Source organism: Ruegeria sp. AH7, assembly GCF_056541325.1.
Genome location: NZ_JBQFYF010000001.1, coordinates 767,719 through 793,055 on the forward strand (window position 1 = coordinate 767,719; position 25,337 = coordinate 793,055).

Below are 25,337 nucleotides of genomic sequence, written 5' to 3' on the forward strand. Positions count from 1 at the left end.
CGCTTACTTCCTTGGTGTTAGGAAAGAACGATCCGTGTCACCGGTCACAAACTCGACAATGCGCCGGACATATTCGCTGTCGGTGCCTTCACCTGCCCGATGGGCACGTTCCTGAAACGTACCCTCTCCACCGGTCAGTTCCTTGAACGCAGCCCGCAGCGCGGAGATGTCTTCGCGCGATACGCCCCGCCGTTTCAGGCCAACGAGGTTGAGCCCGTCCAGTTCCCCTCGCGGTGCCTGGACCAGACCATAGGGAATGACGTCGTTCGGCACCATGGTCAGCGCGCCGATGATGGCGCCGCGACCAACCCGCACCCATTGATGCAGGCCCGAGATCCCGCCGATTATCACATCATCCTCAATGACACAGTGACCGGCCGCGCCCGCGTGATTTACCATGATCACCCGATCGCCCATCTGAACGTCATGGGCCACGTGCACGCCCGCCATCAGCAGGCAATCATCACCGATACGCGTCACGCCACCACCGCCATCGGTGCCGGTGTTGATCGTCACATGTTCCCGAATCCTGTTGCGCTGGCCGATTTCCAGCCGCGTGTTTTCACCCCCGAATTTTAGATCTTGAGGGATCTCACCGATGACCGAGAAGTTGAAGATGACCGTATCTTCACCGACCGAAGTGTCACCCATGACAACTACATGCGATTTCAACTCGACCCGGTCGCCCAAACGCACCTGAGGCCCGACATAGCAGAACGGGCCGATCGAACAGCCCTGCCCGATCTGAGCGCCCTCTTCTATGATTGCGCTGGGATGAACACCGCTCATGCCGTTTTTTCCATGTCCCAATCAACATAGGCCGAGAACTCGGCTTCGGCGGCGACTTCTCCATCGACGGTAGCCCGGCCATTGAACTTGAACAGCTTTCCGCCTTTCTTGCCACGCAGGGTTTCCACATGCATCTCCAGAACGTCGCCGGGCACAACCTTGCGGCGGAATTTGCACTTGTCGATGCTCATGAAGTAGATCAGCAGTTCCGTGTCGATCACATCCATGCCGACACCCAGCATGACGCCGGCCGTTTGCGCCATCGCTTCGACGATGGTGACACCTGGCATGATCGGAGTACCGGGGAAATGGCCCTGAAAATGAGGCTCGTTCATGGTGACATTCTTGATGCCTATGGCAGATTGATAGCCTTCGATATCAACCACCTTGTCGACCAGTAGAAACGGATAGCGATGCGGCAATATGCGCTGAATCAGCTGAATGTCGGCGCTTTTGGTTTCCGAGGTCATAAGTCACGAATCCCGTCTTGGAAGTCTCAGTTCTCGCGTGGTTAGCAATACAGGCGCGTAAGGGCAAGCAAACCTGTTTATTCGCCTTGTCCGTCCTGCAAGCCGGTTCCATCCCCGATGACCGCATTGATCCGGTCTATCGCAACATCGGTGATGTCCGATGCGTCCGAGCTGAGCAGCACACTTGAGCGTTCCAGAATGATCGAGCCGCCGCTTTCCCGCAGAATATCGATCAGAACCGGGCGCGCCAGTTCGTAAAACTGTTGCCGACTGTCTTCGCTGAGACGGGCCAAAGCGTCCAGTTTGGCCCGCTGACCTTCGCGGTGAGATTGCACTTTGATATCAAACGCTTCAGCCAAGGGGCGAAACTCTTCCGGCGTCAGTTCGCTACGCTTCTCAGTCAGAGTTTTTTCTTCAGTGCTCAGTTCAGCGACGATGCGTTCATTTTCCTCGCCCAGCAACGCGCCTTCCTGTTCAATCTCGCGTAGGACGCGCTGACCAAATTGGGATTCCGTAAACAAGCGATCACTAGAGATCGTTACGACTTCGCTTTGGGTCACACCCAACTGCTGTGCAAAACCGGGGATAGACCAAGCGCAGGCTAGAAAAACACACAGGGCCCGAAGGGGGCCCTGTAGGAGGTTGAAACCGTAATCAGCCATGAAAGATCAGAACCTGGCCTGAACGGTCAGATCAAAGCTGCGTTCTTTATCGAACTCTTCTTTCTTCAAAGCATGCGAGAAGTTGAATCGCAGCGGACCGAAGGGTGTTTCCCACAGGACGGACACGCCGATAACCTGACGGATCGATCCGTTTGCACCGACGATATCCGCGCCGGCGGTGTTGACGTTGCTGATATTGTAGAGATTGCCAATATCGTAGAACACACCCCCGCGCAGACCCAATTCTTCGGGCAAGCCCAATGGGAAGTCCGACTCGAAGCGCGCAACCCAGTAATAATTGCCACCAATGGCGTCATCCTGACCATTGGATAGATCACGGGGGCCAAGGCCGGCGGGTTCAAACCCACGGAAGACGCTGGGCCCCAACAAGAAACGGTCAACTGTGCGGCTAAAGTCGTCCCCTCTCCAGTGTAGTGCACCCATTTCAAGTGTGGCGCGCAAAACGACCTCTTCGCTTAGGATGCGCGTCTGCGCGATACCGCGTGCCGTCGTCTTAAAAAACTCATTGTCGCCACCCAGACCCGCCGCATCCACACCGACCTCGAACAAAACGCCTGCATTTGGGTTCAAACCACCGATGCGGCTATCATAGATATACGACACGCCAATCGAACTGCTGGTTCGTTTTCCCTGTGCGATTTCAGACGAAATAACAGCACCGTTGATCTCATCATCCTGCTGCGTCATCTCGCTGCGTTCCCAGCCATAGCGAAGGCGCAATGCGGACAGTTCCCCTATCGAGTAGGTCAACTGGGGATTAAAGAATAGGCGCTGGGTGTCGTAGCTCGCAAAACCGGAGTTGGTCCCTGAGAGACCAAGTCCAAGATCAAAGCGTAATCTACGACCTAACAGGTAAGGTTCTGTAAAATTGATGGTGTACTGTTCGGATTCCTGCGCGGTCGAGATGGAAAAACCAAGATTCTGACCACGGCCAAGGAAATTGGATTCGTTCAATGCAACAGCAAGTCCGATACCGTCCGATACCGAGTAGCTACCGCCCAGCGAAAGCGAACCCGTGGGCTGTTCTTCAACATCCACGTCCAAAATAACCTGGCTTGGGCTTGACCCTTCGCGCGGCTCAACACTCGCTGTGGCAAAGAAACCCAAAGCGTTGATGCGCTCTGACGCCTGACGGATCGCTCGCGGATTGAACGGATCACCTTCGACAGTGTCAAACTGACGACGGATCACCTGATCCAGCGTTGTTGTGTTCCCTTCGATATCAATCCGTTCCACAAAGACGCGCGGGCCTTTGCTGAGTACGAATTCGATATCCAGTGTCAGGTCGCGATCATTCCGGGTGACACGTGGCTCGACCCGAAGAAAATCGACGCCCTGTTTCACCCCTAACCGTTCCTGCCGAGCGATCGAATTTTCGATCAGCGTAGGTGAATACGTTACGCCCGGCTTGATCTTTAGTGCGTCCTGATAGGGTGCCGGGTCCACGCCAGGGATTTCACTTACAGTTGTGATCTTGCCGAATGAAAATTTCTGCCCTTCGGTCACGTTCATGACCAGGAAAAACGCATCGCGTTCGCGCGTGAACTCTACATTGGCACTGTTTACACGAAAATCGATATAGCCGCGCGATAGGTAGAAATCACGAATGACCTGCTTGTCGAATTCGATCCGGTCGCCGATGAATGTATCGCTGCGGAAAAAGGTGCGCAGGATGGTGGCCTGTTTCGTCTCCAACACGCGGCGCAAGCGGCGATCAGAGTAAGCGCGGTTGCCGACAAAGCTGACACGTTCGACTTCAATCGTAGTGCCTTCAGAGATTTCAAAAACCAGATCGACCCGGTTGTCGCTACGGCGAATGATACGGGGGATCACGGTCGCAGCCACACGACCTTGTGCCGAATAGACTTCAGCGATCAGATCGGAGTCGGCCTCGGCGGCCTGAGGCGTAAACACCCGACGGGGCTGCGATGAAATCACTTCGAGCAAGACGTCGTCTTTGACACGCCGATTCCCCTCGATGCTGATCTGGTTGATTGTCGGGTATTCCTGAACCTCGATCACCAGGGTCGTGCCGCGAGGTGTCAATTCGACTGTTTCAAAAACACCACTGTCAAGCAAACGCTGATAGGCGTCGTTCAGCTGACCGCTTGTCACCGTCTGGCCCGGTTCGATCCCGGTTCTGGCGATGATCGTACCGGTCTCGATACGCCGGTTTCCATCTACGTCAAACGAATTGATCGTGAAACTTTGCGCGGTCGCAACGTTTGGCAGTGCCAGTAAACTTGCCGCAACAAAAAGGAAAAGAAACGTGAGCGTTTGCCACAAAATCTTGTTTGAAGACTTACGCCCCCCGCAGGATGTGCCCGCGCCTCGCCCGTCGGTCATTTTTATCTCAACCCAGAATTCTAAGACTTTAATGCTGAGTAACGGGTCTGGATGTGCTTGTCAAAAGGCCAAAATGCCCAACTGGCATTTGATTACCTTTGTCTTGCGCCGATACGCTGGGCCAGAATCAGAAACCGGCCAGATAAGCACCTAAACCAAGGGCCAAAGCGGTGACTGCAAAACTCAGCAACACATCCCAGTTCAGCATGAACAGGAAACTGAAGCTTTTATATGATTTGCGCAGTGCTTGTGTCATGGATCGCCCTCAATCTGGCGAAAATACTAACGTCAGATTGAGGCAAGAATGCGGCTTTGTTGTGCGCGAGACGTCACAATCAGCAGAACAAATCGTTTGTTACCGAAAACAGCATCAGGCTAAGAATCAGGGTAATTCCCACCGTCATCAAAATTCGCAGCGCTCGGTCACTGGGTGGCTTTCCAGCGACGGCTTCATAGGCATAAAAGACAAGGTGCCCGCCATCCAAAGCCGGAATTGGGAACAGGTTCAGCAAACCAACCGCGGTCGACAAAACCGCGATAAAGAAGATGAAGTTCTGCGCACCCTGACTGGCCATGGCACCCGAGGTTTCGGCAATACCAATCGGGCCAGAGATATTGCAGGTGCTGATCGCGCCAGTAATCATATGCCACATCCCCGACAGCGATCCGTCGATAATGCGGATGGTCTGCCTAACACCTCCGGTCAGCGAATCCCAGATGCCAGCGGGTTGGGTCGCAGGTTCCAGCATCATGCCGCCTACGATCCCGATACGCCAATGGGTGACAAAGCCGCCTTCGGATTGCGGTTCATCTGTGCGTCGCGGGGCCAGAGCAAATTCCAGATCAGCCCCATCGCGCCAGACGTTCAGCAGCAATACGCGTCCATCCGAACTTTCGACAAATTCCTTAAGCTGGTCGAAGGCAAAGATTGGCTGTCCGTTGACGGCGGTGATTACATCCCCCTGTTCCAACTGGATATCCATCGCGGCACTGCGCGGTGCAACCTGACGGATCAGCGGCGGGAACAACCAAGGCGCTTCGACATCCAGCGTCTCACCATCGCGGATTACGGTATAGTCCAGAACAGGTTCAACAGGCAGCGATCCGGTGAATTCGCTCCAGTTGCTTTCCTCATCGAAATCAGGCGTGGTGATACCGGCAATCGCGACGATCTCATCGCCAACCTGAAGGCCCTGAACGGTTCCCGGCAACGGTTGCAATTCACCCACTGTCAGAGGTTCACGCGAGACGCCTTGCGACCAAAAGATCATCCCGAAGACGATGATCGACATGGCAAAGTTGAATACCGGACCCGCTGCAACGGTTGCAGCACGGGCCCAGAGCGGTGCGCCATGCATGGTACTGCGCAGCTCTTCCGGGCTTTGTTCGGCGATTTCTTCCATCGCCTCTTCGTCCTTACCCGAGGCCGCGTTGGAATCGCCCTTGAATTTGACGTAGCCCCCAAACGGCAGCAGCGCGATCTGCCATTTTGTGCCACGCTTGTCGAACCGGCTCCATAACACCGGGCCGAACCCTATGGAAAACACGTCTGCATGAATGCCGGACCAGCGACCAACGATATAATGCCCGTATTCATGCACAGCCACGATGGCGGACAAAGCGATCACAAAGGCCACAATCGTCCAAAGCAAATTGCCGAATTGCGGGATCAGGGAAAGTACGTCCAATATTCTATCCTGCTCGTTTGTGCACGGCGTCATCTGCCCATTGCCGTGCCAGATGGTCCGTTTGCTGTACGTTATCAAGTGTCAAAGGGGCATCAATAAGACATTGTTCCGCATCAAATCTGTCCAGAACCATGGCGACACAATCTGCCATGTCCAGAAATCCGATCCGACGCGCGATGAAATGATCCAGCGCCCGCTCTTTAGCGGCGTTGAAAACCGCGCCCGACAATCCTCCGCGTTCCATGACATCCCACGCCAGCCGAAGCGCGGGGTAACGGGCCAGATCGGGCTTTTGAAAGTTCAGCTGGCCAATCGCCGCCAGGTCAAGCCGTTCGACCGGCAGGCCTTGCCTGTCCGGCCAGTGCAGCGCATAGCCAATCGCGTGGCGCATATCGGGCGCGCCCATATGGGCCATCACCGCGCCATCCCGGAACCCAACCAGCGCATGCACGATAGATTCGGGATGCACCAGAACTTCGATCCGCTGCGGGTCTAACCCAAAGATTTCTTTGGTCTCGATCACTTCAAGCGCCTTGTTGAACATCGAGGCGCTGTCGATGGTGATCCGCTGCCCCATATCCCAGTTCGGGTGGCTTGAGGCCTGTTCAACCGTCGCTTTGCCCAGATCTGAGACGGGCCAGTCCCGAAAGGCCCCGCCACTGGCCGTGATGATGATCCGCTCAACCGCGCTCATGTCCTCGCCCACAAGCGCTTGAAAAACCGCTGAATGCTCACTGTCCACCGGAAGCAGGCGCGCGCCATGCGTTTTGGCTGTGTCCAGCACCAAAGCCCCGGCACAAACAAGCGTTTCTTTGTTGGCCAGCGCCAGCGTCGCGCCTTGCTTCAGCGCCTCGATCCCTGGTGCCAGCCCGGCCGCGCCCACGATGGCCGACATGACCCAATCTGCAGGCCGCGTCGCTGCTTCGGTCAGGGCCTGCGCACCAGCGGCCGCTTCAACACCTGAGCCTTCCAGCGCATCACGCAGGTCGGGCAACCGATCCTCATAAGCCGTCACAGCGATATCTGCACGCAACTGACGGGCATCTGAAGCCAGCTGAGCGATATTGGCGCCCCCGGTTAAGGCGACAACGTCATAGTGATCCGGCGCACGCGCGATCAGATCAATTGTGTTCTGGCCGATCGAACCGGTCGCACCGAAAATCGAAACCTTGCGCATCACATCGCCCCGGGTGAATAGATCAAACCCGCCAAAAGCACGAACAGCGCCGCACCCATCATTCCATCAAACCGGTCCAGAAATCCACCATGACCGGGGATCAGATTCGAGCTGTCCTTGACCCCAAACCTGCGTTTGACCGCGCTTTCAGCAATGTCGCCAGCCTGACTGGCCATCGAAGCCAGAACCGAGATCACCACAAACATCACGCCAAACCCGCCCTGGACGGCGAACAGGATGCCAACCAAGGCAGCTGCTACCCAGCCCCCTGCTGTACCTGCCCATGTTTTTTTGGGGCTGACCTTGGGCCAGAATTTCGGGCCACCCACGGCCTTGCCGACAAAATATCCCGCGACATCGGTTGCCACGACCAAGGCAATCAGCCAGATCATCGCGGTAAAACCCATCGTCTCGCGGATCGAAATAAAGCCCAGCCCTGCCCCGGCAATCCACAGCATGAACACAGCGCACAACCCGCGAGATTGGTTGACCTGCCCGGCTGAAACCAAAGCAAGCGCGGCAACGATTGGCAGAGTATAAACCTGAGAAAACTCAAAACGCCAAAGCTCTGCGACGCCAAACACCACCGCGCAGGTCAGGATACCCAATTGCACAGCAATGCTTGTGCGTTGTGGCTCGATCATCCGAACGAGTTCCCAGGCCATCAGCCCACAGGCCACCGCGATGAAGGTTTCGAACCAGATACCACCCAGCCAGACCTCAATCGCACCAATGGCGACAAGCACAATGGCAGACAGAACGCGCGTCGTCAGATCAGACCATCGGCCATCGCTCATGCGATAACTGCCCCGAAACGCCGCTCACGCGATCCAAAGTTGTTACACAGGCGTTCCAGCTCGGCGGCGGTGAAATCGGGCCATAACGTGTCGATGAACTCGTACTCAGAATAGGCCGATTGCCACAGCAAAAAGTTCGAGATGCGCGCCTCACCACTGGTGCGGATCACCAGATCAGGATCCGGCAGAACCCGCGTATCCAGATATCTGGGCAGCGTTTCTTCGTCCACGTCATCGGGATGCAAGCGCCCGTCGGCCACATCACGGGCCAGTCGTTTGGTCGCGCGGGCCACCTCATCCCGACCGCCGTAGTTCAGCGCGACGGTCAGATGCACCAGATCGTTGTTCTTGGTCTCTTCTTCCAAAGAATCCATAAGATCGGTCAGCTTTGAATCCAAACGCACCCGATCCCCAATAAACCGCACGCGGATGCCATTTTCGGCCAGCGTCTTGGTTTCCTTGATGATATAGCGGCGAAACAAGCTCATCAGCCCTGCTACTTCGACCTGAGTGCGTTTCCAGTTCTCGGTCGAAAAGGCAAAGACGGTCAGGTACTTGATCCCCAGCCCCGGACAGGCTTCAACCACCTCGCGTACGCGACGCGCACCTGCGTGATGACCGAACAACCTAGGCCGCCCACGTGCCTGCGCCCAGCGACCGTTACCATCCATGATGATCGCGACATGGCGCGGGCCAGACCCTGGCTCGGTTTGGGGATCTTTGGGCATAAGACCGGCTCAGACCTGCATGATTTCGGACTGTTTCGTTTCAAGCGCAGTATCGACGGCCTTGATCATCTCATCCGTCAGGTCCTGCACTTCGCTTTCCCAGAACTTCTGGTCATCCTCGGACATGCCATCCGATTTGGCCTTTTTGATCTGGTCCATCCCATCGCGGCGTACATTTCGGATCGAAACCCGCGCGCTTTCGGCATATTGCCCAGCAACCTTGCCCAGCTCGCGACGGCGTTCTTCGTTCAATTCAGGGATCGGCAGCATAATGATCGTGCCATTCAGCTGGGGATTGATCCCCAAACCACTTTCGCGGATCGCTTTTTCGACCTTGCCCACAAGGCCCTTGTCCCAGACATTCACCGTCACCATCCGCGGTTCCGGAACATTGACCGTGCCAACCTGATTGATCGGTGTCATCGCGCCATAAGCGTCGACCATTACCGGCTCCAGCATCGAAGCCGAGGCCCGACCGGTCCGCAAAGAGGCAAATTCGGTTCTGAGGTTGGACATCGCGCCATCCATGCGGCGCTTTAGATCATCGGTGTCCAGTTCGAAGTCGTCAGACATGCTGCTCACTCCCCGTCTTCAAGTCTGTTTGGATGGGTCTTACGCCATCACATATGGGATGTATAGCAATCATGGGCAGGAATTGCGGCAATGACCAGCAGAGTTTCGGTCCTTTTCGCCGGCTTTTGATCAGCAAGGGCAGGCAGATAACCTGACCCGCCCTTGCCGTGGTATCAAATCAGGCGTTTACGTCGACCACAACGCGCCCTTTGACCTGACCTTTCAGGATATCTACGCCAAGTGTTGGCAGATCAGACAGGGTCGCGGGATGCACCATCGCCTCCAGCTTTTCCATCGGCAGATCGGTTGCGATCCGCTGCCAGGCGCGAACGCGGTTGTCATAGGGCTGCATCACACTGTCGATCCCCAACAGGTTCACACCACGTAGCAGGAAGGGAATCACCGTTGTTGGCAGCGCCGCACCGCCTGCTAGACCCACAGCCGCAACCGAGCAGCCATATTTCATCTGACCCAAAACACGCGCCAGCATGTCACCGCCAACGGCGTCAACACACCCGGCCCAGGTTTCGCTTTCCAACGGGCGTTTGGTGGTTTCATTGAGCTCTTCGCGCGGAACAATCGTCGTTGCCCCCAGCGATTTCAGATAGTCGCCGGTCTCAGGTCGCCCGGTCACAGCCGCGACCTCATAGCCCAGATGCCCCAGAATCGCGGTCGCAACCGACCCAACACCCCCGGCGGCCCCGGTTACCAGCACAGGCCCGCGATCAGGTGTGAGCCCATGATCTTCCAGCGCCATAACAGCCAACATCGCGGTAAAACCCGCCGTACCCACTGCCATCGCCTGCCGGGCATCCAAACCATCGGGCAAGGGAACCAGCCAATCGGCCCGTGCATTGGCTTTTTGCGAATACCCGCCCCAATGCGCCTCTCCCACGCGCCAGCCGGTCAAAACAACCTTGTCGCCCGGCTTGTAGCGCGCATCCGACGAGGCCTCGACCGTCCCGGCATAGTCGATCCCGGGTACATGAGGGTAATTTCGGACCAGACCACCGCCTTTGGGTGACAGGCAAAGCCCGTCTTTGTAGTTCACCGTCGAGTATTCCACTGCAACGGTCACTTCACCATGCGGCAGATCCTCGGTTGAAAGCTGTTTAACCGACGCGCTCGCCAGCCCGCTTTCTTCATCCTTGTCCATAACCAACGCATTGAACATGTTCATAATCCTTTCGCTTTCTCTCGACCGGCACATCACTTCACCTGGCCCAAAATATCCCGGGGGAGTCGCGCAGCGACGGGGGCTGAGCCCCCTTCCCCCATGTCAGATCCAAAAATGACCCTGTACTGTTGCGTTCCGCATCCCGTCAGGCGTTTCCACTTCAAGCTTGGTTCCAGTGTCCCAATGGCTCAATCGCATCATCCCAATCGAAACATTGGTCGTGAAATCAGGCGACCAGGCGGAAGATGTCACCTGACCAACCTGTTTTCCCTCTGCATAAACCGGCCACGGTTCAACGCAAGGCGGCACTGCATCACCCTCAATCGCAATCGGGCGAATCTGCTGCACCGGGCCTTCCTTGGCGACACGCAACAAAGCGTCCCTGCCCACGCAGCCAATCGCCGTATGGGTGTTGCAGAATTTGCCCAACCCGCATTCATGCGGCGTGTTGTCGTCCGTCATGTCATTGCCATAAGATAGCAACCCGCCCTCGATCCGTTCGATCAGGTTCGGGCAACCGGCGCGAACCTGCAGGTCTTCGCCCGCGTTGAACAACGCGTTCCACAACGGCATCCCGATATCGCCGCCTTCGACATAAATCTCGAACCCGCCCTGCTTGGAATAGCCCGAGCGGGCGACGGCCAAATCGCGCCCCTCGAATTCGAACATATCGAATTTGAAGAACCGAATATCACGCACCCGGTCCCCGAACACCCGTGCCATCAGCTCGTCTGCCTTGGGCCCCTGAATGGCCAAAGGCGATACGTCGGGTTCATCCACCAGCACGTCCAGCCGATAGCCATTGGCCAAGCCTTTGACCCACAACAGCAAATCGCTGTCGGCAATGGATATCCACCAACGATCTTCAGACAGTTTCACCGCCACCGGATCGTTCAGCATACCGCCAGTCTCATCCACGATAGGCACATAGTAGCACTGCCCCGGCAGCATACCCCGCAGATCGCGCGGCGTCAGCATCTGCATCAATCGCGCAGCATCCGGCCCGCGCAGTTCCACTTGTCGCTCACACGAGACATCCCAGACTTGAACATGGGACTTGAGATGACGGTAGTCTGCCTCGACGCTTTCGAACACCGTCGGCAACAGCATACGGTTGTAAACCGTATAGCCTTTGACCCCTGCAGCCGTGACACCTTCCGAGAAGGGTGTGCGCCGCAGACGGCGAGACAATGATATTTGCGGCATTCAGCCCTCCGTTGGCATGAAACACAGATCGCTGACCGGCGCGCCAGAGCCGGTCTCGGTCAGCATTTTGTGTAACTGACCACGGTGATGCGTCTGATGGTTGAAAAAGTGCATGATGCATTGCGCATAAGGCAATGTGACTTCGGCCTCTTTTGACGCTGAATACCAGATAAATGGCCCTGATATGGCATCATCTCCAAGCGTCTCTGCCCAGTCTGAGATACGGGTATCCATAGGGTTTCGCAGGCTCAGCCAGCTTTCCAGATCAGGGCACAGATACACGCTTTCATGTATGCCACCGCCGGCACGATGGATATTGGCCTCGGGTCCATCGCCCTTATCAAAACGTGACATCCAGATCCAATCGCCCCAAAGAAGATGGTTCGCTGTGCCCAAAATCGAGCCGAAGAAAGCGCCGCGTTCGCGAGTCAACTCTTCTTCGGTCAGCGCCTCAAGGAACTCTGACAACTGGTTGTTTTGCCAATGATTATACCGCGCCATTTCGCGGGCATAGGCTCCGGTGATCATCACTTTGGTCCGTGCCAGTCGATCGGGCAAATCTCGGCGGATTTGCCACCGAAATCCCACACGCGACCATAGTCCCGAACCTTGGATTTGACACCGCGCGCAACGATGATGTCGGGACCCATCCAGTATTTCGAATTCGAGACCATCACCGGGTGTTCGGGATCTTTCCCGGCCAGCATTTCAATCTCGCCCTGAATTTTACGGCCGATCACAATCCGGCGCTTGGTGCCATCGCGTTCGATCTGGACCGGCGCACGCTCAGCACCGATAATCTCGCTCACCAGCATGGTAAACAGACCCGTGGTGCCACCTGCCTGACCGCTGAAGATTTGCAGCAACCCGTTATAAGCCTTGCCGCTGGCGCGTTCGTCGACATAGGCGGCAACCTTCCATTGCCCCTCACCCATACGACCGGGAATATCGACCAGCAGACCCACGTTCAGTCCGCTGAGGTCTTCGCCCTCGTAATGGCCTTCGTCGATGATCACACCCATCCACGCATGACAATGCCCCTCGGTCGGGGGATGCGCGCCTAGCGACACGACACAGGGACAAAACACATCGCAGGAACAGTTCAGGATCAGCTCGCCTTTGATACCCCACTCCGTCGGGCTCATATCGCGCCGCTTGGGATTGGGCATTCGACTGTCGATCCGCTGGCTGATCGGCAGCCTGTCGGCATCAATCTTTCTGTTCTTAGCCATTCGCTTATCCTCCGTAGTTCAAGGGGAACGCCAGCAACAGCACACCACCTGCAATCAATAGAAACCCCATGGGCCGCGTCACGCGATGCCCGATCTGGGGCAGTTTCTCCAACACCATGAACACAGTCGCCAGACCCATCCAAAGTAAGCTCATGACGCCGCCCACAAAGCCAAGCGCCATGAATCCCCAGCAGCATCCGACACAGAACGTGCCCAGGCCCAAGCCCATGCGCAAACCGCCGGTGAAGCCGGTTTTCCAATGTCCCAGAAAGTAAGTCATGGGCGCGTGGCACACCCCATGGCACACCTCTTTCACGCGCGAGAACTGGAATGTGCCAACAACAATCATTAGCCCACCGGCGACCCAGCCGGATTTGGCAATCCCCAGCATATCGACCACCCCGCCGAACAGCAAAACAAGTTGAACCCCGGTGATCAAAGCCGCAAATCCGACCCAGACGACCGCATATCCAGCCAGCACGCCCAGCCATCCGGCGCGCGTTCCATTGGCGCTGTGTATCAGATCATCGTAGCTGCGCAGGGTTGGCACCAGGGTCGGCAGCATCATCGCTGCCATCATGATGGCCCACATCCAAAACAACGGCCCGAACTCGGCCATGGGCATATACATGTCCATCCGCGGGTCCATCGCCGCCATGGCCTGCCCCATTGGGCCGGGCCGACCGATCCAATCAATATCCATGCTGCGGCTCATCGAGAACATCATCCACCACGCCCACAAGATGGCTGCGTAAAAGCCCAGCCACAATCCAGTGCGTAGAACCGCGCGACTCATGCGCCCCTCCCGACTCAGTCCTTGCTTTTCAAATGTCAGACTTTTAAATGTCAGACAAATAAAATCTGACTATCGGGCAAGTAATTATGAAAATCGATCCTCAGAAACCGGCTGATCTATCTGCCCAAATCGCGCAGGCCATACGGGACGCTATAATCTCAGGCCAATTGATCGTCGATGAACGCCTGCCGTCTGAGGCGGAACTTGCCGAGCAGTTTCAGGTGTCGCGCCCCACAGTGCGTGAGGCATTGAAACGACTAGCAGCACAGTCACTGATCCGCACGCAACGCGGGGCGACGGGCGGAGCCTTTGTCAATCGGCTCAGCTTTGAGGATGCGTATTCTCAGCAGATCACCACCTCGACACTTCTGCTGTCGATGAATGCTGTCCGGTTCGATACGGCGTGCGAGGCGCGATACGCGCTGGAACGCGCCTGTGCGCCCTTGTCGGCCAAACGTCGAACAGCGGATCAATTGGCCACGATGCGAGCCGAGATTTTCCGACAAGCCCAGCCGGGTTTAACAGACGAAGCGTTCTGCGCCTCGGATGTGGCGTTCCACCGGGCGCTTGTAGATGGGGCCGACAATCCGGTTCTGTCTTATCAACTGGCCGGTGCGGTTGAGGCCATGCAGCCCCTGATGAATATGATCACTTTCACGGCCCGATCCCGCGAAGCGATCATCACCTACCACACAAAAATCGCAGATGCGCTAGAAGCCAGGGATGCCGAAACCGTCGATTCCGCATTGGTTGAGTTGGAAACCTATACACGGCAACTGGCTCAGGATGTGGCCGAACGCAAGCGCAAGCCAGCCTGAACAAACAATACCTTTCCTTTGCAAACCAATAGATTATCTGTAGCGGACTGAACAATATCTGAGGCCGATATGATCACCACTCTGAACGTAATTGCCGCGTTGCTTACAATCGGCTTTGGGCTCTTTGGGTTTCTGGCCCCGGCCTACACGGCCAACGCGTTGGATCTTGCACCCACGAACAGCACCATGGGGTTAAGCGAGATGCGCGCCTCGGTCGGCGGGTTGTTTGTTGTTACCGGGATCGCGGTGATCTGGCTGAATGCGCCGATGGCCTATACCATGCTGGGCGTGGTCTATGCCGGGGCTGCATTGGGGCGGTTCGTGTCTCTTGTGCTGGACAACCCACCGTTTGTTAAAGCCGCAACGTTTGGTGGAATCGAGCTTGTGTTGGCGATCTGGCTGATCGCAGCGAACTTCAATAAAACTGCGTAACATACTGTTAAATAAAGATCAGCGCTCATTTATTCGGGATTTGCAACCCGAAGGAACCTCCCCTATATAGGGTATGTCCTTCGGGACTATGGACATAAACGCGCTCGTAATAAGCGGATCGGACCCGGGGGCGGTACCCGGCGGCTCCACCAACCATCCTTCGTTTGAGGATTCTGGGGCCGAAATAGGATCGACGAACGTCTAAAGGGGTTAGCTTTGTCTCGGCTGTCTGCCACCGTTATCGGCGAAACTAGTACAATTGCAAACGACAATCGTGCTCCGGTTGCAGTTGCTGCGTAAGCAGTAGCAAGACCGAAACTTAAGCCCTTGCGCCTAGCCGTGTAAGGCGGGGTTCGCAGGTACCTGGCAACAGAAACCTGCATTTCCAAAACATCTTATGTCTGAGTTTAATTCTTTTTCTGCAAAGATTTAGAGTTTCTTCATCCCTTTTGCAGATTGTCGTTCCAAACAGATAGGAGAGCCGGGATGACTCACACTGATATCCTCAAAGCATGGTATGCTGAGGTTTGGGAACAGGGAAATACCGACGCGATCGATCAGTATTTCGCACCGGATACAATGGCAGAAGGGTTGATCCCTGAAATGCAGGTCGGTGCGGATGACTTCCGCGATCTCGTTATGGCATTTCGGCATATTCTGGGTGAGATTTCTGTTGAAATGCCCAAGATCATCGAAAACGGTAACTGGGTATCGGCGATCCTGCATGTCAAAACCTTCCGCGCCGACAATGGCGCACCGCTGGAGGTGACAGGCCAAGTCATGGCGCGCTTCAAAGATGACAAAATGGTCGAGGCCTACAATCAGTTTGATTTTGTCTCGCTTTTCGAACAGCTTGGTCAGTTTCCACAGGATACGCTGCCCGTTTGTATGACCGGCCAACGGTTGGATTGGGCCTAAGTCACCGCCGTACAATCTTGACCCTTTGGTTGCTTGCACGTTAGCAAGGGCCATGGGGTAAGATTGCGAACGCCCCGTGAGGCGCCAGCCCAAGTTTCGCATGTATCCGAGATTGCAAGGAAACATGCCATGGCATCGCCGAACTCAATTACCCCAAAGCAACTGTTGCGTCTGATCGGAACACCTCAGGCCCCGATGCTTATCGATATCTGCGTGGACGAAGATTTTGAGGCCGACCCGTTTCTGATCCCCGGATCGGGCCGACATCCGGCTTCCGATATTGACGGTCTGATAAAACGTGTTGGGAACCATGACAGCGTGATTATCTGCCAAAAGGGTAAGAAACTCAGCCAAGGTATCGTCTCGTGGCTGCGTGGCGAAGGTTGCAAGGCTGAGTATCTTGAAGGTGGCATGTACGCCTGGCGGGACTTGCCGGGAAATCTGCGTATACCAGCGGCATCTTTGCCGCGCTCAATAGATCGACATACTGTCTGGGTGACGCGGCACCGACCAAAGATAGATCGTATCGCCTGCCCCTGGCTGATCCGGCGTTTTGTTGACCCGAAAGCTAAGTTCTTATTCGTCGCGCCCTCCGAAGTGGAAAGTGTGGCGGAAAAGTTCAACGCGACGCCATTTGATGTTGAAAACACAGAATGGAGCCATCAAGGCGACCGCTGCACGTTCGACACCATACTCGACAAGCTATACCTGCGATCGGATGCTCTCGACCGGCTTTCGACTGTGGTTCGGGCGGCTGATACTAATCGCCACGACCTCGCGCCTGGGGCTGCTGGCTTACTGGCGGTTTCGGTTGGTTTGTCCCGGCAATACCGCGACGATCACCAAAACCTTGAGGCGGGACTGCATCTCTATGATGCCTTATACCGTTGGGCCCGTGATGGGTTTGATGAAACCCACGACTGGCCAACGGACCGGAAGTCATGACGCCAACACTCCGCGATCTGATACGCGTATTCGGCAGGATCGGGCTGCTGTCCTTTGGTGGCCCAGCCGCTCAGATCTCGCTGATGCATCAGGAACTGGTCGAACGCCGCCCCTGGCTGGATGAACAAACCTATCTGCGCGCCTTATCGCTATGCATGTTGCTTCCGGGCCCCGAAGCCATGCAGCTTGCCACCTATGCCGGTTGGCGGTTGCGCGGGGTCATGGGTGGATTGATCGCTGGAACGCTGTTTGTGCTGCCAGGAGCCCTTGTGATCGCGGTTCTTGTCACGCTTTATGCAGCCTTTGGCGATCTGCCTCTGGTTCAGGCAGGGTTTCTCGGGATCAAGGCCACCGTGATCGTCATCGTTCTGCAAGCCCTGCGGAACCTGTCGCGCAAGGCTTTGAATGACACCCAGCACCGCGTTCTCGCAGCCTTGGGTTTTCTGGGGATATTCCTGTTTAACATACCGTTTCCGCTGATTATTCTTGCAGCGGCCTGTTGGGGCTATGCCTCATTCAAAGGTGCTGCGTCGCAGGAACGGGCATCCCCTGCCCCAACTCTCGCCAATCCATTTCGCACTGCCGCGATCTGGCTGACGCTGTGGCTTGGGCCGCTGATTGCGCTGTCGCTGTCGGGGCAGCAATTGCTCAGCGATTTGGGCTGGTTCTTTGCTCGTCTGGCCGTTGTGACCTTTGGCGGGGCCTATGCTGTACTGGCCTATATGACCCAGACCGTCGTGGACCAGTACAACTGGATCAGCACGGGCCAAATGATCGATGCGTTGGGCCTTGCAGAAACCACCCCTGGACCCCTGATCCTGGTTACCCAGTTCGTGGCGATGCTGACGGGGCAAATTAGCGGTGGGCTTTCGTTGGCGCTCGCCGCAGGTGCGGTGGCGCTATGGGCAACGTTTGTGCCCTGTTTTCTTTGGATTTTCCTAGTCGCCCCCTATCTGGACCGGCTGGCTTCAAGACCACGGCTGGCCGCAGCGCTGCATGGAATCACAGCCTCGGTCGTAGGCGTGATTCTGAACCTGTCACTGTGGTTTGCCCTGAATGTCTTGTTCCATGACATATCCCAGTTTCAATGGGGCCCGCTTTCGCTTCCTGTTCCGGGATTCGGATCACTGGACTTCACCGCGCTGTTGCTCACATTTGTAGCTGGGGTGTTGATTCTTAGGGTAAAACTGGGGATGGCCACGGTGTTGACGCTGATGATGGGTGCAGGGATATGCCTGCATCTGTTCTGATCAATCCATCGATTCCCGCTCTTTCGTTTCCGGTTAAAACGCCTATGCTGGAGACGACCACTTTCGAGGATGACCCATGTCGCAAGACATTGACTATGGAAACCTGATGCACACCGCCATGCGCGGCCTTATCAAAACTGTTCTGACCGATGTGTCCGAAACCGGGCTGCCCGGTGCCCACCACTTTTTCATTACCTTTGACACCCGCGAACCGGGTGTGCAAATCGCGGAATGGCTGCATGAGCGCTATCCCGAAGAGATGACAATCGTGATGCAGCACTGGTTCGAAAACCTTGAGGTCGGGGATACCGGTTTTGCCATCACGCTAAATTTCGGTGACGCGCCCGAACCGCTGTATATCCCCTACGCGGCGATCAAGACATTCGTTGATCCTTCAGTTGAATTTGGCCTGCGCTTTGAAAGCCCCGAGGATGAATTGGACGAGGATGAACTGGTCGAAGAATCAATCGAGGTTGAAGAACCCGAAGAACATCACGACGCTGACGTGGTCTCGCTAGACAGCTTCCGCAAATAGTCTTCTAAACCCCGCCGTAACGCGGGGTTTATTGCTTTTTCAGGAAAGTTTCGACTGAGCGCGACTTTTCCCCATCGATAAAGCGCGAGAATGACAGGTTCAGCCCACCTTCTGCCAATGTCCGGTCATATTGTTGCAATTCGTACCCGCCGGATTCGTCGATAAACAGCGAAAACACGGTCAGAGTATCGCCTTCGATCCGCCCCCAGACGAAAGGTTCACCCTGCATCGGGTCCAGTGGCACCTCATGCCCAAATACATTGCGTTTCATCGCAGCCGAGAACACATCGGGCCGGTCTGAGGTTTGGAAATCAATCGAGAATTTCTGCTCTTTCACCCGTCCATCGGCCTTGTAGGTGGTGGTTTTCCAGCTGACATTGAACCCGTTTTTGGTGTCGTGGATTGAAACGCTCATATCCCGGGGGGTCGATGTGCCATCCGCATCCACCACATTCGCCGATCCGATATAGTCCCCGACAAAGGGCTCGATGTTGGCAGCCTGGGCAGCGATGTTCAGCAGCCCAAGCCATAGCGTTGCAACAAAAACCGCCGCCATGGATTTCAAGGGCACAAACCGTTGGGTACCGGGCATCTCGTCCTCCTCAACCGAAGCCTGTTCATTCTAGCTAAGCATGATCGCTGCACAATGCCACAATCCCTTGTTGCAAGAACAAAATGACGCAGCCCGGCGCTATACCTTTGGCAGCCTTAGGGCTAAGGTGCGCGCAACTGGCCGATTGCGCGATACGCTTAAGGCAGCTAAACGGCATACGACTGCATACCAGACGGAGTACCCGATGTCTCAGACCCGCACCGAAACCGACAGCTTTGGCCCGCTAGAGGTTCCTGCCGACAAATATTGGGGCGCGCAGACGCAGCGCTCGATCATGAACTTCCCCATCGGGTGGGAGAAACAGCCCGTGGCCATCGTGCGTGCGCTGGGCGTGATCAAGAAAGCCTGCGCAATTGAAAACAAGGCAAACAGAAAACTGGATGCCAAGATCGCCGATGCGATCATTCAAGCTGCAGGTGAGGTGATTGAAGGCAAGTTTGACGACAACTTCCCTTTGGTCGTCTGGCAGACCGGCTCGGGCACGCAGTCCAACATGAACTCGAACGAGGTCATCGCCAACCGCGCGATCGAGATTTTGAGCGGCGTTATCGGCTCCAAAGACCCGGTTCACCCCAATGATCACTGCAACATGGGCCAGTCGTCAAACGACACCTTCCCGACCGCCATGCATATCGCCACTGCCATGAGCGTGCGTGATGTTCTGCTGCCCGGCCTTGAGAAGCTGGCTTCGGGCCTGGAACAGAAGGCTGGTGAATTCAAAGACATCATCAAGATCGGTCGGACCCATACGCAGGACGCAACGCCTCTGACTCTGGGGCAAGAATTCGGTGGGTACGCCCATCAGATCCGCCAAGGGATCGCCCGCGTACATGCCGCAATGCCCGGGATTTATGAGCTGGCACAAGGTGGTACGGCCGTGGGTACCGGCCTGAACACGCAGAACGGCTGGGGCGAAGCTGTTGCCGGCCACATGGCCGAGATCACCGGCCTGCCCTTTGTGACAGCGCCCAACAAGTTCGAGGCGCTGGCCGCCCATGATGCCATGGTCTTCCTGTCCGGTGCTTTGGCGACGATTGCGGGCAGCTGCTACAAGATCGCCAATGACATCCGCTTCCTCGGCTCCGGCCCCCGGTCCGGTCTGGGCGAGTTGATTCTGCCAGAGAATGAGCCCGGCTCGTCGATCATGCCGGGCAAGGTGAACCCGACTCAGGCCGAAGCACTGACACAAGTCGCAGCCCATGTGATGGGCAACAACGCCGCCATGACATTTGCGGGATCTCAGGGTCATTTCGAGCTGAACGTCTACAACCCGATGATGTCCTATAACCTGCTGCAGTCGATCCAACTGCTGGGCGACGCCGCCGACAGCTTTACCGAACGTATGCTGCTGGGCATCAAGGCCAATGAGCCGCGCATCGACAAGCTGATGAAAGAGTCGCTAATGCTGGTGACGGCATTGGCGCCGACCATCGGCTATGACAACGCCACCATGGTTGCCAAAACCGCGCATAAGAACGGTACCACCCTTAAGGAAGAGGCCATCGCGCTGGGCTTTGTCGACGAGGCGACCTTTGATGCGGTCGTCCGGCCAGAACAAATGATCGGCCCGAAAGACTGATGGGCAAGCCGGTCAATCTGAACCGGTACCGAAAGGAAAAAGCGCGGGCCGAGAATAAGGCCCGCGCAGATCAGAACGCTGTCGCCTTTGGGCGGAGCAAAGCCGAAAAAGACGTCGTGCAACTGCAACAGGACAAGCAGAAACGCGATCTCGACAATCACGAGCTGGATGAATGAGCGGTCGGCCTGTCAAACGCTCTCTGACCCTCAAAGGACATCGGACATCGGTGTCTTTGGAAGATGAATTCTGGCGAGCCTTTCGCGATATCGCACTTGAAAAAGATCAACCAATCAACGCCTTGGCCGCCGAGATTGATGTTGACCGGGATCCAGAAACGGGTCTTGCCTCGGCCATCCGTGTTTTCATTCTGAACTGGTATCGCGAGAAGCTTTGACCCTTGCCAGCCGCGCCCTAACAGGTGTAGCGTCAAATCGGAACATAACGGGTACATTCATGAGCAAGACATTGATCGGGCCAGACGGGAAAGCCAGGTGCACATGGTGCATGTCCGCACCAGAATATCCTGACTATCACGACAATGAATGGGGTTACCCGGTCTCCGATGACCAGCGGTTGTTCGAAAAAATCTGCCTCGAAAGCTTTCAATCCGGTCTTAGCTGGCTGACCATCCTGCGGAAGCGCGAGAACTTTCGCAAGGCGTTTTGTAACTTTGATTTCAACAAGATGGCTGCGTTTTCTGATGCGGATGTCGAACGTCTATTGCAGGACACTGGCATCATCCGTCATCGTGGCAAAATCGAAGCTGTGATCAACAACGCCCGCCGCGCGCAGGACCTAGTGGCCTCCGAGGGCTCCTTTGCGGCCTATGTCTGGCGGTTCGAGCCAGAAACCCCTCCGCCGCCGCAAACCGCGTCAACCTCAGCAGAATCCATCGCCATGTCCAAAGATCTTAAAAAACGCGGGTGGAAGTTCGTGGGACCCACCACCGTCTTTGCCTTTATGCAAGCGATGGGGTTGATCAATGATCACGCCGAAGGCTGCGCCTTTCGGGAAAAAGCGGCGCAGATGCGCCGCGATTTTGTCAAACCCGTCTAAGGTTTAGCAGGAGGCGTTAAAGATCTTGTCGATGTTCCCACCCAGGGCTGCGTTGAACTCCGCATCGGATTGCTGCTTTGACAGCCCTTCGGTCAACGCGCGCGAGAAGGACGCGATCATCTTGCTGTTTTGATCCAGCAGATCACAGGCTTGTTCGGTCGAGTAACCTCCAGACAAGGCGACAACACGTACAACACGCGGGTGATCGGCGACCGTGTCATAGAGACCCGCAACGCTGGGGATCGTCAGCTTCAACATCACATCCTGACCTTCGCCCAGCTGGTCCAGGTTCTTGATGATCTCTGTCTTCAGGATGTCTTCGGCCTCGGCCTTGGTTTCGGAATGGATGTTCACCTCGGGCTCGATGATGGGAACCATTCCGGCGGCCAGAACTTCGCGTGCAACGTCGAACTGCTGTGCAACCACGGCTGCGATACCTTCGGCATTTGCTTCGTGAATGACCGAGCGTTCCTTGGTCCCAAAAACACCTTCGGCTTTGCCCAGAGTTTCTGCCAGACCGGGAATTGGCTTCATCAACTGCACACCATTTGCCTGATCTTCCAAACCTTTGTCGATTTTGAGAAACGGCACGATACCTTTGACCGACCACAGGTAATCAGCCACTTTGCGGCCTTCGATCTGTTCCTCCAGCGTGCGTTCAAACAGGATCGCACCAATCACTTTGTCCTTGGTGAAATCATCCGCCAGAATGATCCGCGCGCGCATCTTCTGGATCTCGCCGAACATCTCGGCATCCGATCCGTAATCCGAGGCTTCCACGCCATAAAGAGCCAGCGCCTTTGGTGTCGACCCGCCGCTTTGATCCAGTGCTGCGATAAACCCTGCGCCTGTGGACATCTGCGCGCGCTGTTCTGCCTTGGACATAATGCTTTCCCGTTCAAAACTGATTCCGTTGCCCTCCGAATACAGTACGGCGTGAGGGGATGGTAGTTTGTTAGCGCTCAACCATGCGCAACCAGATGCCATCCTTTGATCTGACGGTCAGATGTGCGACGGGAACAGGTGTTTTGCCGGGGATTGTTTCGAATTTGTAGGCGCGTAGCAGCATAGACAGGATCAACGGCCCTTCAACCATTGCAAACCCAGCACCTGTACAAACGCGGGGGCCGGCTGAGAACGGAATATAAGCCTCTCGCTGACAGGTCTTGCCATTCTCTGTGCTCCAGCGGGCGGGGTCGAACGCATCCGGATTGTCCCATAGCCTCTCCTGCCGGTGCAGGTGCCAGGGGCTTATGACGATTTGTGAGCCTTTGCGGATTTCGCGACCCCGGAACTGTTCAGGACAGCTGGCCTGCCGCACCATCATCGGAACAGGCGGATATAGGCGCAGTGCCTCGCGGAAGACATCCCTGCTGATCTTGAGGCGTGACATGGCCGCGAATGTGCGGTCGTCCAACGCCTCTGCCTCGGATGCAACCTTGTCCTGCCACTCGGGATAAAGCGCCATCAGGTACAGCGTCCACGCCAGGGCGGAGGCACTGGTTTCATGCCCTGCCAGAAAGAAGATCGCCACCTGATCGACCATCTCATCCGTGCTGAACCGCTTGCCTGTATGGGGATCAGCCGTGGTCATGATCTTCGTGGCCAGATCATCTGGTGCCCGGCCCTGTTCGATCGCGTTCGCCCGTTCTGCTGTCAGCCGACCAATCAGAGAGCGAATATCCTGTGCACTTTGGCGGGTGTTCCTGGAATGAAACCGGGGCAACCAGTGTGGGAGAGGCACAAAAGCGGCCAGGTTCAACAAAGGCTGCGCGCGCTGATAGACGCGGAATTTCTGAAAGACCTCGGTGGCGATTTCGTTCTCGATTGGCACAGAAAACAACGTTCGAAAAATCACATCGGCTGCGGCGTGGCTGGTGATTTCTTCACATTCGATCTGCTGGCCTGTTTTATCGCGCAGTCTTGCTACGCAGGCCTCGGCAGCCTCACGCATGGCCGGAAAGGTATCTTTCAGACGACCGCCCTCGAAGGCCGGATCAATGATGCGCCGCTGCCGTTTCCAGGTCTCGCCATTGGTCAGGAATACTGAGTTACCCAACAACGGCCGCAGCCCCTCGCTGATCCGACTGGATTTTGGAAAATCATCCGGTCTTTTCTTAAGGACCGTATCAATCAGATCAGGCTGGTTGATCATGTAAGATCGGAAGAACGGCGTGCGAAACTCAGCCATCCAGGCGCGATAAAGGCGCTGAGGCTGCGCCGAGAGCAAATCCCGCCGAAACAGTTTCAGATAACGCCATAATGAAACACCATCCGGGCGGGATTTTGGCTTGGGCGGCGTCATGGGCTAACGTTTCTGTATTTGGAAACCGGGGTTTCGATACGCGTTTTAGACGGCTGCCGCCCCGCAAATCGCGCACCCAGCGTCTGTGGCCCAGCGGTGATGCGGAAATAGTCATAGGTGCCAGGTTGATCAAAGGCACAGAGATATTGGAAATGCAGCCGGAAGAATTTCCAGCGCAATGCCTGCCAACGCTCAGGCGACAATGTCTGCGTGAAAGCCGCAGACAGGACCAAGGGCCAGATCTTGTCCGGCCCGGCCACACCGGAAACCGCAACCGGATCGCATAACGCAAAGGAGCATCCATCGCCAGGGGCCGAGACATCTACCCAGGTCAGATTTTCTTGAGTTGACAGAAATTGCAGATCGCCCCGCAGTTTCCTGGCATCTGGCAGGAATGACACCATCGGGACCACCTGCCCCAGGCTCAGGAATGAAAGCGCCGGACCTTCCGACGCGTGGCCATTGCCACGGATGACATCGGCCAACACCGAAACGCCCAAATGCGCCCCGGAACTGTGGCCAACCACAAGAACCTCATCCACATTGTCTTGCAAGGATGCGCTGATCAGCGCGGCGAACTGATCCAGACGATCCTGCAGTACCGCTGGCGTTTCCCCATTCAATCGCGCGGAATAGGCGTAGTCATGCATCAGGTAGTAAGCAAACAGGCGGTTGTCGATCTTCCGGAACCAACGCAACAGCAAATAGGCGAAAGCCAGAGCTGAGAGCAGTGCCCAAACGCCAATCCAAATCCCCAGTACTGCCGTTACTCCGGCCACGACGCCCAATGCGGCAAGCAGTTGTAACAGCAGCATCCCGACAGGATAAAGCGCTGCAATCACCGGCCCTTTTCTCAGCTTACGAAGACGTCGCAGCGTTCCGGTTGAGACATAAATCCAGGCCGTACGGGCAAGCTGCAGGTAGGTCCCCAGGATCGAACCGGACATGCTGTCGCGCACGATGTCAGACCAGACCAGAACCTCGATATCCGTTTGCACCTCAACCCCGTCCTGAGTTGAGGTGACATGCCAACCAAACGGCCCCTCACCTGATTTCGGCGTAATAGAGATTTCATATCCTGAAATCGCAGCCTGTTGGTGGGATTCGGTCCGATACAGCTCACGATAGCGCCGGGCAGGAATCGGGTCGTAGCCGGGGATGTAGAACACCCGCCGTCTGCGCACCTGTGGCTGTTTTGTCTGACTGCTCATGGCCTTACCTTCT

Annotated in this window: 29 protein-coding genes and 1 other RNA gene; 11 read left to right on the plus strand and 19 right to left on the minus strand. The window is 56.2% G+C overall.

The genetic code is table 11. The annotated features are described in order from the left end of the window. Positions 1 to 3: 3 nt before the first annotated feature. The 15 genes from lpxA to ACR0JX_RS03980 all read right to left on the minus strand — a co-directional run bounded on the left by lpxA (position 4) and on the right by ACR0JX_RS03980 (position 13,662). A complete protein-coding gene (lpxA, locus tag ACR0JX_RS03910; RefSeq protein WP_480541558.1) occupies positions 4 to 789 on the minus strand; it encodes an acyl-ACP--UDP-N-acetylglucosamine O-acyltransferase in 786 nt (261 codons plus the stop codon). Beyond that, complete coding sequence (gene fabZ / locus ACR0JX_RS03915) at positions 786 to 1,259, minus strand: 3-hydroxyacyl-ACP dehydratase FabZ (protein ID WP_480498222.1); 474 nt, start codon at positions 1,257 to 1,259, stop codon at positions 786 to 788. Before fabZ ends, lpxA begins: the two co-directional genes overlap by 4 nt. A 77-nt stretch (positions 1,260 to 1,336) precedes the next feature. Beyond that, entirely contained in the window at positions 1,337 to 1,819 is a 483-nt protein-coding gene (locus ACR0JX_RS03920) for an OmpH/Skp family outer membrane protein (RefSeq protein WP_480541560.1), read from the minus strand. Between the two features lie 108 nt (positions 1,820 to 1,927). Beyond that, a complete protein-coding gene (bamA, locus tag ACR0JX_RS03925; protein ID WP_480541562.1) occupies positions 1,928 to 4,288 on the minus strand; it encodes an outer membrane protein assembly factor BamA in 2,361 nt (786 codons plus the stop codon). A gap of 127 nt (positions 4,289 to 4,415) precedes the next feature. Next, positions 4,416 to 4,544 (minus strand): hypothetical protein, encoded by a 129-nt coding sequence (locus ACR0JX_RS03930; protein WP_480541564.1) that lies wholly within the window; start codon positions 4,542 to 4,544, stop codon positions 4,416 to 4,418. 79 nt (positions 4,545 to 4,623) lie between these two features. After that, positions 4,624 to 5,976 carry an RIP metalloprotease RseP gene (rseP, locus tag ACR0JX_RS03935; protein ID WP_480541566.1) on the minus strand — a complete coding sequence of 451 codons (1,353 nt, stop codon included), beginning with the start codon at positions 5,974 to 5,976 and terminating at the stop codon, positions 4,624 to 4,626. 4 nt (positions 5,977 to 5,980) lie between these two features. Beyond that, positions 5,981 to 7,153, minus strand: coding sequence for a 1-deoxy-D-xylulose-5-phosphate reductoisomerase (gene dxr / locus ACR0JX_RS03940; protein ID WP_480541568.1), 1,173 nt, complete (start codon positions 7,151 to 7,153; stop codon positions 5,981 to 5,983). Further along, positions 7,153 to 7,950 carry a phosphatidate cytidylyltransferase gene (locus ACR0JX_RS03945; protein ID WP_353007471.1) on the minus strand — a complete coding sequence of 266 codons (798 nt, stop codon included), beginning with the start codon at positions 7,948 to 7,950 and terminating at the stop codon, positions 7,153 to 7,155. Before ACR0JX_RS03945 ends, dxr begins: the two co-directional genes overlap by 1 nt. Further along, positions 7,947 to 8,678: an isoprenyl transferase gene (locus tag ACR0JX_RS03950; protein ID WP_353007469.1), complete on the minus strand. Its 732-nt coding sequence runs from the start codon at positions 8,676 to 8,678 to the stop codon at positions 7,947 to 7,949. The genes ACR0JX_RS03945 and ACR0JX_RS03950 overlap by 4 nt, the downstream gene beginning before the upstream one ends. 9 nt (positions 8,679 to 8,687) lie before the next feature. Continuing rightward, complete coding sequence (gene frr, locus ACR0JX_RS03955) at positions 8,688 to 9,251, minus strand: ribosome recycling factor (RefSeq protein WP_170536861.1); 564 nt, start codon at positions 9,249 to 9,251, stop codon at positions 8,688 to 8,690. A 178-nt stretch (positions 9,252 to 9,429) separates the two neighbouring features. Further along, a complete protein-coding gene (gene acuI, locus ACR0JX_RS03960; protein ID WP_480541570.1) occupies positions 9,430 to 10,425 on the minus strand; it encodes an acryloyl-CoA reductase in 996 nt (331 codons plus the stop codon). A gap of 105 nt (positions 10,426 to 10,530) precedes the next feature. Beyond that, the gene (locus ACR0JX_RS03965) at positions 10,531 to 11,634 is read right to left on the minus strand and encodes a dimethylsulfoniopropionate demethylase (RefSeq protein ID WP_480541572.1); all 1,104 of its coding nucleotides are present in this window, start codon (positions 11,632 to 11,634) and stop codon (positions 10,531 to 10,533) included. Further along, positions 11,635 to 12,162, minus strand: coding sequence for a DinB family protein (locus ACR0JX_RS03970; protein WP_480541574.1), 528 nt, complete (start codon positions 12,160 to 12,162; stop codon positions 11,635 to 11,637). It abuts the gene before it with no gap. After that, on the minus strand, positions 12,162 to 12,866 hold the full coding sequence (locus ACR0JX_RS03975; RefSeq protein ID WP_480541576.1) for a DUF1326 domain-containing protein: 705 nt from the start codon (positions 12,864 to 12,866) through the stop codon (positions 12,162 to 12,164). Before ACR0JX_RS03975 ends, ACR0JX_RS03970 begins: the two co-directional genes overlap by 1 nt. Positions 12,867 to 12,870: 4 nt before the next feature. Beyond that, positions 12,871 to 13,662, minus strand: a complete 792-nt coding sequence (locus tag ACR0JX_RS03980; protein WP_480541578.1) for a DUF2182 domain-containing protein — start codon at positions 13,660 to 13,662, stop codon at positions 12,871 to 12,873. Between the two features lie 86 nt (positions 13,663 to 13,748). Here ACR0JX_RS03980 and ACR0JX_RS03985 point away from each other — a divergent pair, with 86 nt between their 5' ends. The 7 genes from ACR0JX_RS03985 to ACR0JX_RS04015 all read left to right on the plus strand — a co-directional run bounded on the left by ACR0JX_RS03985 (position 13,749) and on the right by ACR0JX_RS04015 (position 18,560). Next, entirely contained in the window at positions 13,749 to 14,480 is a 732-nt protein-coding gene (locus tag ACR0JX_RS03985; RefSeq protein ID WP_480541580.1) for a FadR/GntR family transcriptional regulator, read from the plus strand. 69 nt (positions 14,481 to 14,549) lie between these two features. Further along, positions 14,550 to 14,912 (plus strand): DUF4345 family protein, encoded by a 363-nt coding sequence (locus tag ACR0JX_RS03990; protein WP_480541582.1) that lies wholly within the window; start codon positions 14,550 to 14,552, stop codon positions 14,910 to 14,912. A gap of 36 nt (positions 14,913 to 14,948) precedes the next feature. After that, positions 14,949 to 15,296: a transfer-messenger RNA gene (gene ssrA / locus ACR0JX_RS03995) on the plus strand. 102 nt (positions 15,297 to 15,398) lie between these two features. Then, entirely contained in the window at positions 15,399 to 15,830 is a 432-nt protein-coding gene (locus ACR0JX_RS04000; protein ID WP_480541584.1) for an ester cyclase, read from the plus strand. A 129-nt stretch (positions 15,831 to 15,959) separates the two neighbouring features. Then, entirely contained in the window at positions 15,960 to 16,775 is an 816-nt protein-coding gene (locus tag ACR0JX_RS04005) for a chromate resistance protein ChrB domain-containing protein (RefSeq protein ID WP_480541586.1), read from the plus strand. Further along, positions 16,772 to 18,025 (plus strand): chromate efflux transporter, encoded by a 1,254-nt coding sequence (gene chrA, locus ACR0JX_RS04010; RefSeq protein WP_480541588.1) that lies wholly within the window; start codon positions 16,772 to 16,774, stop codon positions 18,023 to 18,025. Before ACR0JX_RS04005 ends, chrA begins: the two co-directional genes overlap by 4 nt. Before the next feature lie 76 nt (positions 18,026 to 18,101). After that, positions 18,102 to 18,560 (plus strand): SspB family protein, encoded by a 459-nt coding sequence (locus tag ACR0JX_RS04015; RefSeq protein WP_480541589.1) that lies wholly within the window; start codon positions 18,102 to 18,104, stop codon positions 18,558 to 18,560. 28 nt (positions 18,561 to 18,588) lie between these two features. Here ACR0JX_RS04015 and ACR0JX_RS04020 read toward each other — a convergent pair whose 3' ends face one another. Beyond that, entirely contained in the window at positions 18,589 to 19,152 is a 564-nt protein-coding gene (locus tag ACR0JX_RS04020; RefSeq protein WP_480541590.1) for a hypothetical protein, read from the minus strand. A gap of 205 nt (positions 19,153 to 19,357) precedes the next feature. Here ACR0JX_RS04020 and fumC point away from each other — a divergent pair, with 205 nt between their 5' ends. From fumC to ACR0JX_RS04040, 4 genes are read left to right on the plus strand one after another with little or no spacing between them, the layout of a single operon-like run. After that, positions 19,358 to 20,752 carry a class II fumarate hydratase gene (gene fumC, locus ACR0JX_RS04025; RefSeq protein WP_480541591.1) on the plus strand — a complete coding sequence of 465 codons (1,395 nt, stop codon included), beginning with the start codon at positions 19,358 to 19,360 and terminating at the stop codon, positions 20,750 to 20,752. Further along, the gene (locus ACR0JX_RS04030; protein WP_480541593.1) at positions 20,752 to 20,928 is read left to right on the plus strand and encodes a DUF4169 family protein; all 177 of its coding nucleotides are present in this window, start codon (positions 20,752 to 20,754) and stop codon (positions 20,926 to 20,928) included. Before fumC ends, ACR0JX_RS04030 begins: the two co-directional genes overlap by 1 nt. Further along, complete coding sequence (locus tag ACR0JX_RS04035; protein WP_480541595.1) at positions 20,925 to 21,146, plus strand: ribbon-helix-helix domain-containing protein; 222 nt, start codon at positions 20,925 to 20,927, stop codon at positions 21,144 to 21,146. The genes ACR0JX_RS04030 and ACR0JX_RS04035 overlap by 4 nt, the downstream gene beginning before the upstream one ends. A gap of 59 nt (positions 21,147 to 21,205) precedes the next feature. Then, on the plus strand, positions 21,206 to 21,808 hold the full coding sequence (locus ACR0JX_RS04040) for a DNA-3-methyladenine glycosylase I (protein ID WP_480541597.1): 603 nt from the start codon (positions 21,206 to 21,208) through the stop codon (positions 21,806 to 21,808). 3 nt (positions 21,809 to 21,811) lie between these two features. On the opposite strand, the gene ACR0JX_RS04045 is transcribed toward ACR0JX_RS04040, so the two are convergent. The 3 genes from ACR0JX_RS04045 to ACR0JX_RS04055 all read right to left on the minus strand — a co-directional run bounded on the left by ACR0JX_RS04045 (position 21,812) and on the right by ACR0JX_RS04055 (position 25,324). Beyond that, a complete protein-coding gene (locus ACR0JX_RS04045) occupies positions 21,812 to 22,693 on the minus strand; it encodes a fructose bisphosphate aldolase (RefSeq protein ID WP_480541599.1) in 882 nt (293 codons plus the stop codon). A 70-nt stretch (positions 22,694 to 22,763) separates the two neighbouring features. Next, complete coding sequence (locus tag ACR0JX_RS04050) at positions 22,764 to 24,113, minus strand: cytochrome P450 (RefSeq protein WP_480541601.1); 1,350 nt, start codon at positions 24,111 to 24,113, stop codon at positions 22,764 to 22,766. After that, a complete protein-coding gene (locus ACR0JX_RS04055; RefSeq protein WP_480541603.1) occupies positions 24,110 to 25,324 on the minus strand; it encodes a hypothetical protein in 1,215 nt (404 codons plus the stop codon). The genes ACR0JX_RS04050 and ACR0JX_RS04055 overlap by 4 nt, the downstream gene beginning before the upstream one ends. Between the last annotated feature and the right edge of the window lie 13 nt (positions 25,325 to 25,337).

What these genes read in the sequence shown, in the direction of transcription:
- frr (WP_170536861.1), bottom strand. Translation starts at nt 9,251, where the DNA reads ATGTCTGACGACTTCGAACTGGACACCGATGATCTAAAGCGCCGCATG.
- ACR0JX_RS03985 (WP_480541580.1), top strand. Translation starts at nt 13,749, where the DNA reads ATGAAAATCGATCCTCAGAAACCGGCTGATCTATCTGCCCAAATCGCG.
- ACR0JX_RS04020 (WP_480541590.1), bottom strand. Translation starts at nt 19,152, where the DNA reads ATGCCCGGTACCCAACGGTTTGTGCCCTTGAAATCCATGGCGGCGGTT.
- ACR0JX_RS04000 (WP_480541584.1), top strand. Translation starts at nt 15,399, where the DNA reads ATGACTCACACTGATATCCTCAAAGCATGGTATGCTGAGGTTTGGGAA.
- lpxA (WP_480541558.1), bottom strand. Translation starts at nt 789, where the DNA reads ATGAGCGGTGTTCATCCCAGCGCAATCATAGAAGAGGGCGCTCAGATC.
- ACR0JX_RS03990 (WP_480541582.1), top strand. Translation starts at nt 14,550, where the DNA reads ATGATCACCACTCTGAACGTAATTGCCGCGTTGCTTACAATCGGCTTT.
- ACR0JX_RS03970 (WP_480541574.1), bottom strand. Translation starts at nt 12,162, where the DNA reads ATGATCACCGGAGCCTATGCCCGCGAAATGGCGCGGTATAATCATTGG.
- ACR0JX_RS04035 (WP_480541595.1), top strand. Translation starts at nt 20,925, where the DNA reads ATGAGCGGTCGGCCTGTCAAACGCTCTCTGACCCTCAAAGGACATCGG.
- ACR0JX_RS04030 (WP_480541593.1), top strand. Translation starts at nt 20,752, where the DNA reads ATGGGCAAGCCGGTCAATCTGAACCGGTACCGAAAGGAAAAAGCGCGG.
- chrA (WP_480541588.1), top strand. Translation starts at nt 16,772, where the DNA reads ATGACGCCAACACTCCGCGATCTGATACGCGTATTCGGCAGGATCGGG.
- fumC (WP_480541591.1), top strand. Translation starts at nt 19,358, where the DNA reads ATGTCTCAGACCCGCACCGAAACCGACAGCTTTGGCCCGCTAGAGGTT.
- dxr (WP_480541568.1), bottom strand. Translation starts at nt 7,153, where the DNA reads ATGCGCAAGGTTTCGATTTTCGGTGCGACCGGTTCGATCGGCCAGAAC.
- ACR0JX_RS04050 (WP_480541601.1), bottom strand. Translation starts at nt 24,113, where the DNA reads ATGACGCCGCCCAAGCCAAAATCCCGCCCGGATGGTGTTTCATTATGG.
- ACR0JX_RS03965 (WP_480541572.1), bottom strand. Translation starts at nt 11,634, where the DNA reads ATGCCGCAAATATCATTGTCTCGCCGTCTGCGGCGCACACCCTTCTCG.
- bamA (WP_480541562.1), bottom strand. Translation starts at nt 4,288, where the DNA reads ATGACCGACGGGCGAGGCGCGGGCACATCCTGCGGGGGGCGTAAGTCT.
- ACR0JX_RS03975 (WP_480541576.1), bottom strand. Translation starts at nt 12,866, where the DNA reads ATGGCTAAGAACAGAAAGATTGATGCCGACAGGCTGCCGATCAGCCAG.
- ACR0JX_RS03980 (WP_480541578.1), bottom strand. Translation starts at nt 13,662, where the DNA reads ATGAGTCGCGCGGTTCTACGCACTGGATTGTGGCTGGGCTTTTACGCA.
- ACR0JX_RS04015 (WP_480541589.1), top strand. Translation starts at nt 18,102, where the DNA reads ATGTCGCAAGACATTGACTATGGAAACCTGATGCACACCGCCATGCGC.
- ACR0JX_RS04040 (WP_480541597.1), top strand. Translation starts at nt 21,206, where the DNA reads ATGAGCAAGACATTGATCGGGCCAGACGGGAAAGCCAGGTGCACATGG.
- ACR0JX_RS04005 (WP_480541586.1), top strand. Translation starts at nt 15,960, where the DNA reads ATGGCATCGCCGAACTCAATTACCCCAAAGCAACTGTTGCGTCTGATC.
- ACR0JX_RS03950 (WP_353007469.1), bottom strand. Translation starts at nt 8,678, where the DNA reads ATGCCCAAAGATCCCCAAACCGAGCCAGGGTCTGGCCCGCGCCATGTC.
- fabZ (WP_480498222.1), bottom strand. Translation starts at nt 1,259, where the DNA reads ATGACCTCGGAAACCAAAAGCGCCGACATTCAGCTGATTCAGCGCATA.
- ACR0JX_RS04055 (WP_480541603.1), bottom strand. Translation starts at nt 25,324, where the DNA reads ATGAGCAGTCAGACAAAACAGCCACAGGTGCGCAGACGGCGGGTGTTC.
- ACR0JX_RS04045 (WP_480541599.1), bottom strand. Translation starts at nt 22,693, where the DNA reads ATGTCCAAGGCAGAACAGCGCGCGCAGATGTCCACAGGCGCAGGGTTT.
- ACR0JX_RS03945 (WP_353007471.1), bottom strand. Translation starts at nt 7,950, where the DNA reads ATGAGCGATGGCCGATGGTCTGATCTGACGACGCGCGTTCTGTCTGCC.
- acuI (WP_480541570.1), bottom strand. Translation starts at nt 10,425, where the DNA reads ATGTTCAATGCGTTGGTTATGGACAAGGATGAAGAAAGCGGGCTGGCG.
- ACR0JX_RS03930 (WP_480541564.1), bottom strand. Translation starts at nt 4,544, where the DNA reads ATGACACAAGCACTGCGCAAATCATATAAAAGCTTCAGTTTCCTGTTC.